10 protein-coding genes are annotated in these 17,346 nt (G+C 52.8%); 8 read left to right on the top strand and 2 right to left on the bottom strand.

Annotated features, from left to right (window positions below; all coding sequences use genetic code 11):
• Nucleotides 1-218: 218 nt before the first annotated feature.
• Nucleotides 219-647, top strand: coding sequence for a DUF6984 family protein (locus tag IEY46_RS22605; RefSeq protein ID WP_188995262.1), 429 nt, complete (start codon nt 219-221; stop codon nt 645-647).
• A gap of 431 nt (nt 648-1,078) precedes the next feature.
• Complete coding sequence (locus IEY46_RS22600; RefSeq protein WP_188995261.1) at nt 1,079-1,348, top strand: hypothetical protein; 270 nt, start codon at nt 1,079-1,081, stop codon at nt 1,346-1,348.
• 102 nt (nt 1,349-1,450) lie between these two features.
• On the opposite strand, the gene IEY46_RS22595 is transcribed toward IEY46_RS22600, so the two are convergent.
• Both IEY46_RS22595 and IEY46_RS22590 read right to left on the bottom strand, forming a co-directional pair.
• The gene (locus tag IEY46_RS22595) at nt 1,451-2,620 is read right to left on the bottom strand and encodes an IS3 family transposase (RefSeq protein WP_229750471.1); all 1,170 of its coding nucleotides are present in this window, start codon (nt 2,618-2,620) and stop codon (nt 1,451-1,453) included.
• Between the two features lie 697 nt (nt 2,621-3,317).
• Entirely contained in the window at nt 3,318-4,829 is a 1,512-nt protein-coding gene (locus IEY46_RS22590; protein ID WP_188995260.1) for an ADP-ribosylglycohydrolase family protein, read from the bottom strand.
• 305 nt (nt 4,830-5,134) lie between these two features.
• Here IEY46_RS22590 and IEY46_RS22585 point away from each other — a divergent pair, with 305 nt between their 5' ends.
• The 6 genes from IEY46_RS22585 to IEY46_RS22560 all read left to right on the top strand — a co-directional run bounded on the left by IEY46_RS22585 (nt 5,135) and on the right by IEY46_RS22560 (nt 17,056).
• On the top strand, nt 5,135-6,493 hold the full coding sequence (locus IEY46_RS22585) for a response regulator (protein ID WP_229750513.1): 1,359 nt from the start codon (nt 5,135-5,137) through the stop codon (nt 6,491-6,493).
• Nucleotides 6,490-9,321 (top strand): sensor histidine kinase, encoded by a 2,832-nt coding sequence (locus IEY46_RS22580; protein ID WP_188995258.1) that lies wholly within the window; start codon nt 6,490-6,492, stop codon nt 9,319-9,321. The genes IEY46_RS22585 and IEY46_RS22580 overlap by 4 nt, the downstream gene beginning before the upstream one ends.
• A 123-nt stretch (nt 9,322-9,444) precedes the next feature.
• Nucleotides 9,445-10,851, top strand: a complete 1,407-nt coding sequence (locus tag IEY46_RS22575) for an ABC transporter substrate-binding protein (protein WP_188995257.1) — start codon at nt 9,445-9,447, stop codon at nt 10,849-10,851.
• 29 nt (nt 10,852-10,880) lie between these two features.
• The gene (locus IEY46_RS22570) at nt 10,881-11,792 is read left to right on the top strand and encodes a carbohydrate ABC transporter permease (protein WP_188995256.1); all 912 of its coding nucleotides are present in this window, start codon (nt 10,881-10,883) and stop codon (nt 11,790-11,792) included.
• A gap of 2 nt (nt 11,793-11,794) precedes the next feature.
• Entirely contained in the window at nt 11,795-12,625 is an 831-nt protein-coding gene (locus IEY46_RS22565) for a carbohydrate ABC transporter permease (RefSeq protein ID WP_188995255.1), read from the top strand.
• A 57-nt stretch (nt 12,626-12,682) separates the two neighbouring features.
• Nucleotides 12,683-17,056 carry a fibronectin type III domain-containing protein gene (locus IEY46_RS22560; protein ID WP_188995254.1) on the top strand — a complete coding sequence of 1,458 codons (4,374 nt, stop codon included), beginning with the start codon at nt 12,683-12,685 and terminating at the stop codon, nt 17,054-17,056.
• The last annotated feature ends 290 nt before the right edge of the window (nt 17,057-17,346 follow it).

The raw sequence follows: 17,346 nt of genomic DNA, 5'->3' as shown, positions 1-17,346 counted from the left end.
CTGCGTGTTCTTTAGCGGCTGCTCAAACAGAGAAAATAATGAAACGATTCCTTCTGAGAAATACGGTGCTCCTATTAGCGATGATGCACGATCACTCCTTTCGGTAAACGCCGGGAGCCTCTCGATTCTAACGGCTCGCGATTGATTCACTCTTTCAGTTGGGGGCGCTCAGCTTGTTGAATACAGGGTTTATAACCGTGGAGAAGGGACAATAAATATTGGAACATACATTCCAAAGTGAGGAAAGGTTGACTGTTATGGCATATACACATCTTCAATCTTGGTATAATAAACCAAGAGAGTTATCAACTGTTGAAAAAGAATGGTTAGAACGGCTTTTGGACCACACGTTAACTGATAGGGAAATATTACAGAAACAATTAATGCATTCTAAAGTGATAGGGGAGTGTATGTGTGGTTGTAAGTCAATAAATATAAAAATAGAATCGGTTGCACAAAGTTACCCATATCCTGAACGGATTCCTGTTGAAATGACAGTATACGAATCAGGGAAAGCCCCGATAATGATTTTATTACACGTAGTAAATGGATATATTAACGAATTAGAAGTATTAAGAGCTGACTCAACCCCAATTATTGGTAATATTGATTTATCAAACACGGAAGTTTTGGTTAACATTCAATAATTTTATGCAACCACATGTGATATACTCCATGTGGTTTCTTTAGGTACTCTGTGTCTCTTTCAACGCCCAAGCTATAGCCTTGTCACTTCATAACAGGCTGGCAAACCCATATGAAAAGGCATTCTGATGAGTGGAAAGTTCAAGAGACAGTTACTTGATGCATACGACCTTGCTTGCAATAGTGCTGCTGCTGCAATTGTCATGAATTATGACTATGATCTTTACGGTAAGTTGAGTAAAATCACATATCCCGATAACGGCTTTGTGGAATACACATATGATTATTTGGATCGAATGAAAACATACAAGTACCAACAACTGGTTTCCAGTTATCTATTCATAATCAACAGCTAGCAGATACTATAAATGCGGGACGTGTACTCACTACTTATATCACTGTAAAATAATAATTCGGAAGGGGGATCAAAGCATTGAGTGAATACCGATTTATTTCCAAACAAGATTCTTATAATATTTGTGAACTAATTAAAGAAGCAATGATAAATGAGTTCAAAATAGCTGAAGATGAAGCGATAGGTAGAATGAATAGATTGTGGGGTAAATACTCAAGTCCAATTGATGAAGATGAGGATTTCCTGAATCTTGAAACACCACAGGATTGGGCATACATTATCTACTATGGTGAAGATTCTCAGTGGTGGAATAAGAGTAAGGATTTAACACCGCGTCCATATCCCTGATAGAGTAAGGGTGCTAATAATTTCTATGCGAAAAATCACATGCGAGTGTAACAATGAACTGTAACCTCATTTATGGACAATGTTAAAAACGGTATTGAAGCTTTAAGCAGCTAGGAGATGACTTCTGAATTCATCAGGAGTCATCTTTTTTAGTGTCCACTGATAGCGTTCGGAATTGTAGTGGATCACATACTCATTGACCCGTAGACGCAGCTCTTTAAGAGATTTACTGTCCTTGTAGTCAAGCTCATCCTTCATATGACCAAAGAATGTCTCCATGGACGCATTATCCCAGCAGTTCCCTTTACGAGACATCGACTGCTTAAACCCAGCTTCGGCGATAAGGAGGCGGGTTTTCGGGTGCGTGTAGTGCATACCCTGGTCAGAATGGAAGATGGCATCGGGATGAATATTTCCATCCAATCGTTTGAGTAGGCGAGCTATTGTCCGTTCAACCAAGGATAGCTCCAACGTTGAAGATAGATAGTGTGCCAGAATCTGCTTCGTAGCACCGTCCTTCACACAAGAAAGATATGCCCACTGACCGTTGCCATATCGAATGTAGGTGATGTCTGTAAGGAAGACCTTCTCTGGTTCGCCTTGATCAAACTTGCGCTCCAGAACAGTAGGACAGGTACGATGTTCTTGCGTAGCTTTAGCCATCTTGCGATAGGGATTGGCTTGCCGGATCGTAGCTACTAACCCAAACTTGCGCATGATACGACGAATCTTTTTATGATTCATGACAATGCCATTACATTTCTCTAGCCTCATTTTGATAACCAGTGCGCCTGCTTTCCCGTTTAACGCTTCAAAATGCTCCTTTATCAGGTGGAAGTCGGATTGATCGGCTGTATCGCGCAATTGACGCATTTCTTCAGCGCCGCACCAACGGTAATAGCCGCTCGCACTTACTTCGGCTATTTGACATAGGTAACGTGTTAAACGTCGTAAGTCATGCTTACGAATCGTCTGATTAATGAGCTGGAAGCGCTCGGAAGGCTTCAACTCCTTACTGCTTCGCCTTTCGAGCGCTTCTAGCTTTTTTAGGAGCTCGTTCTCCGCTTCGAGAAGTTTAATCCGAGCTTCTGCTTGCTTCAGTTTCTCTTCTGCTGACGCTTCTCTCTTTGATCGTTTGCCTGTGCTTCCAATGCCTCTGCGCTCTTCTAGCAAGCCATCCTCACCATACTTAGCATAGGTCTCCCTCCAGCGATAGAGGCTTTCCGTAGGTGTTCTCTGATCGACGAGTTCAATACTAAAGCCTGCTTTCAAGAAAATCTACATTGGCGGCTCTCCCGCTTGGTTAGATTGCACGGCAGCAAGTTTAAAACCTGGAGCATACGAGATATTCCTCCCTGAGATGCGGCTTACGTTCGGATTGGACTCCAACAATCTGATCTCTGCTTCAGTAAATCCTGTTCTGATTTTTCTCATGATGTTCATTCCCCGTATTTTCTCGATAGTATGATTAAAACACAAAAACCCGCAAGAGGTTACTTTTTTTAAGTGTCCATCTTACGGGTTACAGTTCAACAACTCCATGTGGTTTTTTCTTTTTGTAAACCTCACCCAGTGCTGAACCAATCGGGCGGCTAAGTTAAATCAAACTTAACCATCGTTTGTTCTGTACAATATGTTATCAATATGGATGTAATACCCTCCCTAATCTTTGAGTCACTTCAGAAAGGGACATTCTGCTGCAATAAGCGACATCTGCGGCAAGTAGCAGGATATTGCCGAGTATGACAAGAAGTTGGGTTACAAAAAATGTAAAGAAGCTGGTGAGCGATCATCAGCTTCTATTTTTACGTTTCAATTTATTTATCACGGTAATTCGGTTCTTTAAGATCATTTGCTTATTCGAATCCATCAACTTATCAACTTCTCGTTCATTTTAGATTTTGTCCAAGAGCACTACAATTTCAAAGGAGCTGGCGAAGTTGAATTGCTGCTGACCGAAGCAATCAAACTACCGGTAATTCCCCAAAAGAACGACAGGAACCAGCATGACGGTATTCCGCCCGTCCAGGGTCAGCTCGATAACGAAGCGGTTCGTGCCATGCGGGCAGGCCAGCGACAACTCGAACGAAATGCCCCGGGTCGTGTCGGGATAGATGACGGAGAACAGCTTCGTCGTCCCCGCCGGCGACAGCGTGAATCCCTCGGGACCGTACCAGCGGATGTTGAGAATATCCGATATTTTATAATGGTTGCGGACGACCAGACGAATCGTCTTCGGTACTCCCGCCTGGATGACAGCTCCTTCTTCGCCATAATCCACGATAATTTCGAAGAAATCGAACCGGAATGCGGTTCCCGCTGACCGCTCGTAGATCGATAGGAACTCGCCGTTGTCATGAAGCGATGCCGCCTGCAGATCCGAAAGCTGTGTCGGTTCGTCCGCCGACAGAGTAAGCGGGCTCGGTTTGCCGGGCATCACACGCTTGGCGACGGCCGTGACCCGATCCGTCAATTGATGGATATCGGCAGGCAGCTGATCGCCGTAAACCCCCAGCTCCCCGAGGTTCAGACAGGCGGTCTTGATGCCGGTGCCGATCGGCTCGATCCAGCGTTCGGGAATCGCCTCCAGGCCGTACAGGATGCCCAGCAACGATCCCAGGGTCGCGGCCGTGCAGTCCGTATCTTCCCCGCAATTGACCGCCGTACAGAGCGTCTTGTCGAAATCGCCTTCCCCGTAGAGTAGGCCGAGAATGACAATCCCCAGGTTGGAAGGCGCATCCCAGCCCGGCACGCCATCCTTGAACCCTTTCTCCTCATCCTCAGGGGAAATGCCCGCCCAGACGGCGTATTTGCCCCGGTGATGGCGCAGCAGCTCGTCCCGGGCTTCTTCCCATGTCAGGCCCTGGCGGAAGGAATGGATCGCTTGCCGGATCGCGAGCGCGACGCCGCAGTTGTCCGGGATGTAGGACAAGCCGACCGAGATCAGAGTATCGATATTCCGCTCGACGAAAGCGGCGCTCTCAAGAGCGGCGCAGAACACTTCCGCATATACGCCCTCCCCGTTGCCGTGATCGATGATGGCATCCTCGTAAGCGTATCGTGCGGCCAGACCGGGATTGCCCGGAGCGATGCACGCCCATATCTCGGAGCGGATAAATGCGCCGTTGCTATGTTTGAACACATTGCCTGCGGTCCCGCTCAGAGGAGGCATCAGTCCCGCCCGCATATTCACCTTGGCGATACCGTATTCGGCCCAGTGGGGTGTGACGTAGTGGAGCCAATATTCGCCGAGCAGCCGCGCGTCCACGTCGATGCCCTTCTCTTCGAGAGCGATCAACCACAGCAGCTGAATATCAAGATCGTCGTTGGGCACAGGGCTGCCGTCGAGCTGCTGCGTGTAGAATGAAACGCGGTTGAACTGCCGCTTGAATTCAAAAGGAGCGCCGAGCGTTCCGCCGATATTTTTCCCCATCCAACAGCCGAGCACCTTGTTCCGGTAATCCGTTTCGTTCAATATCATGCCTGTCATCCTCTCTGCAAAAAACGTTCAGTAAAATCGTTCCATCCGATTATAGCACCGGCGTTTCCTCTGGAAATATCGATATTTTCGTCAGTTTGTATCGGAAAATGAAGAAGTTTCCCCTCCGCGGGGTTGCCGCGTCCGCTGCGGGAAGGAAACGGCGGGAATTTGTCGAAAAGGGACACAAACGCCGCGGAGCCTGTGCGGCAAAATGATCCGGCGCGGAAGCGGTCCATTCCAGGGTCGCAGCCGATTGTGCCCTAAACGTTCCCCAATTCGACAAGGCGGTGATTGCGGTGTATAACATGCTGATTGTAGACGATGAAGAAGAAATCCGCAGAGGGCTTGAGGCCCACGATTGGGAAGGAATGGGCATTCGCGCAGCCGGGAGCTGCGAGAACGGCTTGATTGCCTGTCAGCGATTGTTCAGCGAGCCAGCGGATATTTTACTCACCGATATCCGGATGCCCTTCATGGACGGCTTTGAGCTGATTCACCAAATCGTTCAACGGTTTCCTTATATGAAAATTGTCATTCTGTCCGGTTACAACGATTTTCAGTACGCCCGCCAAGGGATACGGTACGGCGTCTCCGATTATTTGCTCAAGCCGGTAAGCAGGGCGGACATTGACGAAACGTTCGGACGGATTGTACGCGAGCTGGACGACAAGCGGCTGATCGAGATCCGGACGGCGGCCCTGGAACGAAAAGCGAAGCTTTCTGCGCATTTTCTGCGCCAGCGTTTCATGCAGCGGCTGCTTTTCCAGCGATTGACACAGGATGAAATCGAGGAAGGCTGCTCGGAGAGCGAGATGATGCCGGAGGGCGGGCGTTACGCCGTCTGGATGCTGCGGATCGACCGCAGGGAGGAGCAGCCCCATTATTATTCAGACCGCGTGTGGGACTTGATCCTGTTTGCGCTCAGCAATATTTTGACAGAGATGTGGGATGGGGCGGGACATGGCTATCACTGGATCGATCCGGTCACGGGAAGATGCAGTTTATTATGCGCTGACCGCAGCCTTCTGGACAAATCGGAAGCGGGAACATCGATGGAGGCGGAAAAAGCGGCGGCTGCCATTGCGGAGAATATAAAGCGTTTTCAGGGACTGATTATGTCGACGGTCTCCTACGGCATCGGACCCATCGTTAGCGATCTCGCGCAGGTTCATCTGTCCCGCCGTACCGTTAACGATGCTCTGAGCGCGGAAACGGGCAAAGGAGCTTCGCTTGTTGTACCTTTGGTTCTGTCACAGGGGCGGGAGAGCGAGCTTGCTCATTCTGCCGACAACGGATGGGGTATTCCTGTGAGAGAGGCTGCCTCAGCCAGCATGATTGAAGATGCGAAGCGGTTTATCGACGCCAATTTCGAACGGTCCATTTCGCTGCAGGACGTAGCGGAGCATATTCATTGCAATCCCAACTATTTGAGCTCGCTGTTTCGCAAAACAACGGGGAAAAACTACATTCACTATTTGACGACCCGCCGGATGGAGCGGGCGGTCCAGCTGCTGCGGCATTCCTCGTTCAAGGTCTACGAAATATCGGAGATGGTCGGCTACTCCACGCCTGCCTATTTCGTCGATCTGTTCCGCAAGCACAACGGGCATACGCCGCATGAATTCCGATCCATGCAAGGGAATGCGGAGGAGGGGGAGCATTGAATTGGACCCATCGGAAACGGATCATCGCGGCAGCCGTCGGGCTCTCGCTGTGCACCCAAATCGTCCTGGTTGTTATGGGGATACTGGGGGCTCAGCGGATGGACCGCGATATCGAGGACCAGACCCGTGCCAAGCTGCTCGATTCCGCCAGCCACAATGTTGCGACCTATTTCAATCAATTGACCTCCATGCTCAGTTTTCTGCAGTCCAGCGAGCTGGGCGAATACGCCCAATCCTATTTGGGGTTTCAGGATGCCGAATCCGTCGCCAGGCACACGGATAAAGCGAACGCTGTGCTGGAGCAAATCCGCATATCCGACAGCCTTATCGATACGATCTATATTCTGGGCAATTTCACGTTTCAGAAAAGCGTCGTTATCCGCTCGGGCCAGGACCGGATGTCGGACGAATCCGCACCGACCATCGACGACCTGACCTCCTCCAATCTGCTTCCGATTCTGCAGTATACGAGAAATCGGCCTGTTGTATTTGCGCCCGGCGATCTGACGGGCCGCCTTCAAATTTCTCCGGCGATGTCGCCGGGGCAGGCGGCGGATATCCGCAAGCTGGCGCAAACCCTGGAGGGCCGCGTCATCCTGAACGGGGGAGTTTTCGAGAGTACGCCAAAATCGTTTGTCGTAATAATGGTTTTGAAGGAGAACCTGCTTGGCTCACTGGTCCATGCCGATTCCAATGCCTCGTTCGCCTTAACGGATCACGAGGGGCGCAGCATCGGCCGCACCCCGCCGCTCGCTGGCGGCGATGTCGCGCTTCTGGAGAAAACGATCGATGTTTCCGGCATGAAGCTGACGATGTATACGCATAGAAGAGCGGAGATGGAATCCAATAAAGAGAGTTTCTTGCTAAAATATGTGATCTTCTTCGTTGTTGTCGCGATTATGACCTTCGTCGTCACCTTGCTCTTCTCGCATTATCTGATCCTGCCGTTCCGCAAGCTGTCGCACCGGATGACAAAGCAGCATTTGCTGTTTCCGCTGCAGTATTTGCGCAAGGACGACGGGAGGAAGCGTCTGCTGCCCCCGCTTTCCCTGCAGAAAAAGCTGGTTGTTTTATTTTTCGCCGCCGTATGTTTTCCGGCCGTTTCCTCCGGTTTTGCCTATCATCAATTTCTGAGCGCCTTCGCGGTTCAGCAAATGAAGCCGGCCTTCGATCCATATGCGGACCAGGTCGGGCTGAATATTCGCCGTCAGGCTGTAATCTACGAGGATCTGATCCGGAAATTGTCGCTCAATCAAACGTTTATCCTTCAGCTGATCAATCAGAGCATGGGCGGGGTGTCGGGGCTGCCGCAAGTGCCGGATATTTCGTTTCTCCAGTATTCGGGAATTAATGATTCCTCGTATTTTGTCCTGTACAATCTGCTCGGTACGCGTGTCTACTCCAACCAAAACTCCGAGTCCTTCAATTATCTGTCACTGGACGGAGCAACGAGGGAACGGATCGACGGGGCCAACGGGGCAATCTGGCTCACGAACGGAAAAGATCTTTATAATCAGGCGACCGTCTCCCTCGTCAAAGCCGTGTACGACAACCGCACTCCGTCATCCCGGCCCATCGGATATATCCAGATTGTTTTTGCCCAGTCGGCTTTCCAATCGGTTTTGCCGCAGAATGAGGTCTACACGGCAACCTTGGATGCGGATGGAAATTTGCTTTTTCAAAACGACGCATTCCGGAAGACGGCTGCAAGAGCGGCGGCAGTTAAAGGGACCACGCCGGATGCGCAGCAATTCGCCGGGATGAACGGACTTCGCGGCGTAGCGCATCTTTATATGGACGGGGAATGGAGCTGGAGCACTTATTTGATAGAGTCGACGAATGACGTGGACAAGAAGCAGCAGGAGCTGATCATCAGCTATGCGGGCGTGATTATCGCAAGCGTGGCAATCGCCATGCTGCTCGCTTATGGATTGTCAAGATGGCTGCTTCGTTCGCTGGAGCATCTGAAACTGGCCATGGAGCATCAAATCGAGGAAGTGAAGATGGACCGGCGTATCATTCACGGGGGGACGGGCCGGGACGAGATCGGCGAGCTGATCGACAATTATAACCGGATGCTGGCACGGATTAACGGGCTGATGGAGGAGAATATCCGTATTGCGGAGGAAAACAGTCTCAGCCGGATGAAACAGCAAGAACTGCTGTCGCTCAAAATACAGGCCGAGCTGAACATGCTGCAGCTGCAAATCAATCCCCATTTTCTGTACAACACACTGCAGAGCATTGGCATGCGCTCGCGGGGGGCGGGCGAAGAAGAGGCAAGCTTCATGATCTATGCACTGGCCGATCTGTTTCGCTACAGCATCGGTCAGGAGGGCAATTACGTGACTCTTGAAGAGGAAATCCGGCATACGCGGAACTACATCGCCATCCAGGAATTCCGGTTCAAAAATAAATTCACGGTCGAATGGAACGTTTCCGAAGCCGCGCTTCAATGCCGGACGATCAAATTCATTCTCCAGCCCCTGGTCGAGAACGCCATTACACATGGATTTCTGAACTCAATCCGCAGCGGGACCGTCTGGATCGACGCTTCACTGAACGAGGGCGAGCTGACGCTATCGGTGAGAGACGATGGCATGGGCATTGAGCCGCAGCGGCTGGCTTCAATTACGGAGCAGTGGGAGCACAGCCCGCCAGGCGGGAAGAAAGCGGAAACGGCGGACGCTGGCGGCGGTACCGGTATCGGGCTGAATAATGTATTCCAAAGGCTGCGGCTGCTCTATGACGGGGCAGCAGGGATGGAAATCGAAAGCGAATGGTTCGAGGGAACGGCAATCCGGCTGACGATCCCGCAGACGGAATGAATAAAACGATAGAAAGCGGTGAATTTTGTCACCTTGAGGGCAGGAGGCGCCCTTGCTACAGTTAAGCTAGGAATTGCGGCCGCAGTCCGGATCAACTACGACCAATAGGGGGAGCACAAAATCGTGTCCAAAAAACGAATGTATCCAATCGTGGCGCTGCTGCTGGTTTTCTCGCTGGCGCTTGCCGGCTGCAGCGGCAATAATACGTCGCCTGAGCCCGGCACCGGTACCAATAAGGAAAGAACGGCGTCCGAAGGAGGGACCCAGGCTGGGAAGAAAGTGACGATTCGGATTCATCTGGCCGAAGGGGAAATATCCAAGGAGCAGATTGAATCATTCGAGGCCGAGCATCCGAACATCGACCTGGAGCGGGTCGATACCGATTTCAATAAATTGATGGGCCAGATCGCAGCGGATTCCGACACGACACCGGACATTTTCCGGTTGATGGGAGCCAGCGAATTTCCGTTCTACGCCAGTCGCGGATTTGCCCTTAATCTGCAGCCGTACTTTGATCGCAGCGATTATTTCATAGCGGACGACTTGCTTGACACGACCAATATTTTTCGGTGGGATGGGCAGAGCTCGGGCAAAGGCGATATTTACGGTTTCCCCAAGGATTGGGCGCCGGACTTCAACCTGTTCATCAACAAGAAGCTGTTCGAGGCAGCCGGTATTCCGATTCCAAGCGACAAGGAATCGCTGACCTGGGAGCAGGTAATGGAATACGCGGCGAAGCTGACGGTCAAAGAAGGGGATAAGGTCACGCAGTGGGGCTTGTACGATCCGCTGGCCGGCGGGATTGGGCTTAATCAGGATCTCATGCTTGCGCAGCTTGCCTCTCTCGGTCAATCGCTCTATACCCCCGACAACAACGAAATTGTGCTGGATTCGCCCGAGGCCAAGCGGATCGTCCAATATTGGGTTGATGCGGTGAAAAAACCGGTCGGACCGAGCTCGCTGAACTCCGATGCCGCCAATTTTATCGATTTGTTCTCGCAGAACAAGCTTGGCATGATGATTGTCGGGTACTGGTTCAGCGGTCTGCTGAGAAGCAATGAACTGACGAAAAGTCATCTCGACGATTTTATCATGCTTCCTGCACCCGTCATGAGCGGAGGCAAGCGCGTGGAAGCGACGCGCAGCGGCACAGGCGGCATTATCTACAGCAAAACCAAACATCCGGAGGAAGCCTGGACGGTATTCGAATGGTTCTACGGCGGCAAGCCGGCGGATGAGCGTGCCAAAAGCGGCTGGGGACTGCCCGGCTTCAAGTCCAAGGTCGAGCTCCTTCCAAGGGAAACGAACTTCGACAAGCAAACCTACGCCGTCATTACGGATGATCTGAAGCAGCTCTCCACGCTTCCTTATAATCCGTATATATCGGCTACGGCTTTCAGCACGCTGCTCGACAAATATATGACGCCTGTCTATTTCGACAAAGACACGGTGGACGGCGCGATCGACAAAATCGCGAAAGAAGTGAAAATTCAAATCCGCGAGAACAAGGATATCGTCGGTGTGAAATGACGATGCACAAGGAAGGATGACTGGCTTCTATGGGGAAGGCAGCGCGCAGAGAGAGCCGGGAATTTTATATGCTGGTATTTCCATGGCTCATCGTGTTTTTATTCATGTCTCTCTATCCATTGCTTTACGGGCTTTACTTGAGCTTTACCAATTTTGCGGGGTTCAACTACGGGAATGTGAGATATGTCGGCCTGCGCAACTACAATAATGTTTTTTTGGACAGCGACGCGATGTACGCGCTAGGGCGCTCCTTCGCCATCGGATCTTTGAACGTGCTCTTCAGTACGGTTTTCGGATTCCTGATCGCCGTATTGTTGAACAACAAATTCAAAGCGATCGGTTTCTTCCGGTCGCTTTATTATCTCCCGGCGATTCTGCCGATCACGGCGGTCGGATTGATGTGGAAGCAGCTGTTTGCGACGACAGGCGTGCTGAACGATTTTCTCAGCTGGATCGGCCTTCAGCCGATCAATTGGCTCGGATACGACCATGCCGCAATGTCGCTGCTTATTCTGCTCAGCTGGGGCTGCGGAGGAGGCATCATCATCTATCTGGCCGGCCTTAAGGGCATCTCGCCGGAGCTGTACGAGGCGGCGGCCATCGACGGGGCCGGGGCGTTCAGGCGATTCCGGCTTATCACCATCCCGCTGATGACACCCGTTATCTTTTTCAATCTCGTCTTCGGCATTATCGGCTCTCTGCAGATTTTCGCCCAGGCTACGCTTCTGTCCTCAAACGGAGGATTGATGGGCGTTCCGATCCGGCCGATCTATCTGTATCTGGTTCATACGTTCCAGCAGATTTTCATGTTCCAGCGGTACGCATACGGTCTGGCATTGTTATGGGTGCTTTTTATCATCACGATCCTGCTCACGTTGATCGTGTTTGGCACGAGCCGGCTGTGGGTTCATTATGAATCGGGCGAACGGAGGGGAGGCTGACCATGAACCAACATCCCGCTGCCCGCTTGACCTGGTACGCCGTACTTCTGGTGCTGGCGCTCGTTTTCTCGTTTCCTTTGTACTGGATGGCGGTCAATTCGCTTCAGCCTCTCTTTACAGGCATGACCTGGTTTCCCGTGCGGCCGACGCTTGAGAATTTCCGTCTGGCATTCACCTTGCAGCCGTATTGGACGTTTTTTCGGAATTCATGTATTCTCGCGTTGATTTCCGTAGGCATTCCGATCTTTACGAGCTTCTTCTCCGCCTTCGCCTTCGCGCGGTTGAAGGCCAAGCTCAAGGGCGTATTGTTCATGGTCATCCTGTCGACGATGATGATTCCTCCAACTGTGACGCAAATTCCGCAGCTTGTCCTGTTCAAGCAATATGGACTGCTCGGCACCTATTGGCCGTGGATTATAGGGGGCCTGGGCGGCAGTCCGTTCATCATCTTCCTGTACCGGCAGTTCTTCATGAATGTGCCCAAAGAGCTGGATGAAGCGGCGCGTATCGACGGCTGCTCGACGTTTGCGATCATCTGGCGCATCTATATGCCGATCTCCATTCCGGTCGTTGCGACAGCGGCAATCATGTCCTTCAACACGAGCTGGGGCGGCGATTATCTGGCTCCCTTCATGTTTTTGCAGGAGCGGCAATATCCGCTCTCCACGCAGCTGATGCAGGTCGGCTATATCCTGCCGTCCTCGCCCAATGTGGACCTGTTTCAAGTGAAACAGGCGGCGCTGCTCATCTTCGTCCTGCCGATTCTGATCGTGTTTCTGTTCGGCCAGCGGTTCTTGATCAGCGGCATTATGACAGGTGCGATAAAGTCGTAGCGAAGGCCTCTACCGGAATGGAGGCATGTATCCACAATATCGGGAGGCGAAGGTCAGTTGAAACGAATCGGTGCATGGCTCGCGTTTGGGTTGTTGTTTCTTATGATGATGAACGGCATTGCGCATGCGGATTACGATGCGGATTCCCTGGAGCCGCTGGGGACCCGGGCTGCGGGCACATCCACCGTAGTCTATGACGCCGTCCGAAATGAATACGTTTTTCAGTTCGCCGAATCGGGCGGGGGCGATGTCGTTACGTACAAGCTGCCTCTTAACGATCCCAATGCGCAGAAAGGATTGATCGTCGTTCAGGCGCAATTGAATGACCATGCGGCGGTTTATCCGGTTTATTGGGGCGGGACGCTCTACCGCAATGCCGCGGGAGAGGTACTGCTTCCGTTTCAGCTGGCTTCTGCGGCAACCGTCGCCTGTACGAATTCGCTGACCGGAAGCACGGTAACGATCTCCTGTACGGATACGTACCAGGGTATCTCCACGTCAAAGACAATGACGTATAAGCTGAAGGGACAGACGCTGATCATCGGACTCTCTTCGAGCGGTGCGGGCGGCAGTAATAACTACGCGGGCTTCGCCTTCGACCGGACGAACGCCACTCCGAACGTTGTTCCCAAACGGATGACCTACGCGGAGGACGCGCCGTTCATGATGGTGGACAATGCGTACTTCATGAGCACGGTCGTGGACAAATTCAAGAGCGGCGGGACCTCGTTCGCGGATCAATTCGCCAACTACGCTTCCGATTCTGCCTGGTCGTCCACACGCGTGAACTATGACAAGAACAGTGCGGGAAGCACTAATGCGCTGGCGGAAACGGTATACGTGACGGTCAGCTCCGGCGCGCTGGACACGATCTATGCCACGAGTAAAACAAAATCCGCGCACCGGGACGATCTGACGGACAAAGTCGTCTGGGATTACTGGGGCGTCGGCGCCTACGGGGGCGATCTGCGGCAGCTGGGCGGCGGGATTGTGCAATCCGCTTTGGCCAGGGCCGATTTTCTCAAAAACAATTGGAGGATGGATCATCTGCTGATGATCGATCACCAGTGGCAGCGTCACGATTACGACCGCGGTTTGCCGGAGCATTATCCGGCCAATCCGATGCGCGGTACAGGGGCCGAGGTGCATGATTTAGTCGCCTCGCTGAAGAGCTACGGCTGGAAGTATGCTTTTCATGAGGATTATTGGTACAACTATCCCGTCGCCGCAGAGAACAAATACTGGACTGCCGCCGACCAGACGAAGCTGGCGAAGAACCCGGATGGCTCCTACCGGGACGGATTCCTGCATTCGGTAACGGGCGTGCAATCCTTTGCGATCCGGGCAGAGCGGATGAAGGATTATTCCGCTCTGGAATCCGCCGCGATCCGCACGAACTATGCGCCGAACGCAGCCTATCTGGACGTTAATCCGGCTTATGCGCCCGATTATTTGAAGCAGGTCACGCTGGATGCTTCCGCTGGCGATTCCCGCACGCTGCGGGCGGCTTATAACGGCAATAAATCGCTGTACGACGGAATCCGAACCATCTATGATGCGCCACTGCTCGGGGAAGGAACGAATCAGCTGTTCCGCGGAGATACGGCCTATGCCGGTTATGTCGACGGCGTGGAGAGGGAGGCAGTCGGTCATAAGGATGCGGAGATGATGGTGGATTACGAGCTGAAGACGATCCGCCCGCTCATGGCCAATCAGGGAATGGGTTATCGTTCCCGTTATTTCGGCGCTTCGTATCCGCTCCCGTCCCTTGCGGAGATGGATCACTACCGGGCTATGTCCATCGCTTTCGGACATACGGGCTTCATCGGCGACGAAGGTTATTTCTCGCAGGACATTCTGGATAATCTGGCGGGCAAGGAATATTACCTGATGCAGGCGCTGCAGGAACAATATCTGGATGCTGCCGCAAACGTTGACAGTATTCAATATTGGAACGGCTCGGCTTATCGGACCCTGGACGAGGCGCTTAAGGAAGGGTATGACTTCACGAAAGCGAAGCTCCATATCGCCTATGGCAATGGACTCGAGCTTTATCTCAACTTCGGGACGGCCGACTGGAGCGTCACGGTCAATGGAACGGCGTACACGCTCGATACCAACGGTTGGGTGGCGAGCAATCCGGGACGCTCTTTCCTGGCCTACTCTGCATTGATCGGCGGCCATCGCGTCGACTATGCCGACACCCCCGATTATACAATGGCTGACGGACGCGGCACGGACACCAATTTCGGGACCGTCGCGGCCAAGGGGATGAAAGTGATTGTGAAAAATGCCGGCGATGCCGCTGCGCCGGTCATTACGGATGCCTCCGTCGTCAGCCTCTCGGGCGATTCGGCAGCAATCAGCTGGACGACCGACGAGCCCGCGTCCGCCGAGGCGGATTACGGCGTTACGGCGGCATACGGCAAAAACGAGCCGGCCGTCTTGAATTTCACGAAGCAGCATCAGGTAACGTTGAAGCAGCTGCTGCCCGATACGCGCTATTATGTAAGGGCGCGATCGTACGATATCGCCGGGAATGCGGCGGAAGGTCCCGTATTGACGTTCCGGACCCAGCCTGCCGGCGGCAGCCTCGGGTCGCAATTTTCGCTTACGCAAGGAAACGCCGGTTGGCGGTACAAATATTGGAACGGGACGGCTTATGGAAATCTAAGCTCGAACGGAACGTACTGGTATTTGCCGTCGGATCCCGGAACGCTTATTACGTCTTACAGCATGGAGCCCGGAGCCTCCAATGACGCTGTTCTGCAATGGACGGCGCCAACAACCGGGTGGATCCGGCTGGAAGAGAAAACGCCGGATTCCGCCGACAGCTACAATCTCAATGCGACGGACGGCGTTACGTTGACCATCCTGCACAATGACGAGAAACTATGGGAGGACAGCCAATATCGCTCCAGGAAAAAAGTGAACGGATTCGATCTGACGCGTTACGTCCAGGCGGGCGATAACATCTACATCCGGATGAACAAGAAAAGCAATCCTTATTTCGATGAATTTTTGATCAATCCGGCGATCACTTACATGCCGCAGCCTGCATCGGCATCGGTATCGTTCTCGGAAACCCAGGGAAGCGGCCAGTGGTACTACCGGTATTGGGACGGATTAAAATATGCGGATATGGTCTATACGGCCGCGAATGCCAGATGGAGCGGGGGCGGGGCATGGATCGCGGAGGATTCGTCGGCTCCGTCGACGTCGGCCGATTCCGCCCGGGTCTGGATCGCTTCCGCCAGACAGGAGGTGACGGTCTCCGGCATGGTGAAGAAAAGCGCAGCGGGCGGCGACGGCGTAAGGACGACGATTCTGATCAATGAGATGCCGTTATGGAGTCAGACGATCGGCGCTACCGATACGACCGGGCACGATGCCGCCGTTCGGACATGGGTCGAGCCCGGCGACCGGCTTGTTTTTCGGGTGAACCGGGTCGGAACCGAAGCAGCCGACACCGTGAGCTGGAATCCGCAGATCACGCTCGTTCAGCCGTTTCAATCGCAGGCCGATTTCTCCTCTGTGCAGGGCCATAATCAGTGGTATTACCAGAAATGGGATGGAACAGCCTACACGGATCTGGTATGGGACCCTGCAGCCGGCAGCTATGCCGGCGGCGGATATTTAAAGGCGGACGGCTTGCGGCTCCATCCGGAGAATGGCTACGACGCTGTCCGGAAGTGGGTTGCGAATACGGATGGCATGGTCCGCGTGCGGGGTTATGCGCAAAATCCCGACACGGGCGGAGACGGGGTGACCGTCACGCTGCTCAAGAATGACACCGTCTACTGGAGCCGCAGCATCGGCGGGAGCGATACGAACCGATACGTTATCGACGTACCGGTGACGGTGAAGAAGAACGATGCCGTCTACATTCGGGTCAACAAGAATGTTACCCTGGATTTCGATTCCATTCACGTTGCGACTTCCATCGCATACGAACGGCCCGTCTATCGGGCATCCGACGGCTTCTCCAGCATGCAGGGGAAGGAGCAGTGGCGCTACAAAAGCCTCTCCGGCACGGCATATGGTACGCTGAGCTGGAATCCAGCATATCAGAATTGGATATTCGGCACCTACGGCTCAGTCACGGCGACGGCGCAGCATCCCGAAAATTCGGGCGTGGCCGTGCGTCAATGGACGGCCCCTTTCGCCGGTAAAATCCGCATCGCCGGCAGCGTCTTGAAGCAGACATCCGGCGGGGACGGCGTTGACGCGACCATCCGGAAGAACGGTTCGCAGCTCTGGTCGCGTTATATTGGCGGAGAGAAGCTGGGCAACTATCCGGAATCCTCGTATTATCATGACCTTGTCGCGAACGTCGAAGCAGGCGATGCGATCGATTTTATCGTCGACAAGCATGTCACGCTGGACTACGACGGCACGCTGTGGAATCCGACGATTACTTACGTGCCTTAGCGCAGATTCGAAAGCCCATCCCTGCCAGTGGGAATGGGCCTTTCGTTTGTCAATCAAGAAGCGGATTTTTCTTGCGAATCCAAGGGTATTCGCCTTTGCAGCCCGAATTTATCCGTTAGGAATAAAATGGCACACGCTAAAAGTCCGGTGATCAAATCAGGCTGCGCATGCGGAAACGTCTTTCGATCGCTTTTTGTACCCCTGAATTTTTGAATTTGGATATCTTTATGGGTAAAATTCGGGATACAAAGGCGAACGCTACGCTTCTCCAGATCGTTTTCCGCCTGCTC

The organism is Paenibacillus nasutitermitis (genome assembly GCF_014641075.1).
Lineage (GTDB): Bacteria > Bacillota > Bacilli > Paenibacillales > Paenibacillaceae > Paenibacillus_Z > Paenibacillus_Z nasutitermitis.
The sequence above is the reverse complement of the archived record's forward strand: the minus strand, read 5'-3'. Positions and strand labels throughout refer to the sequence as shown.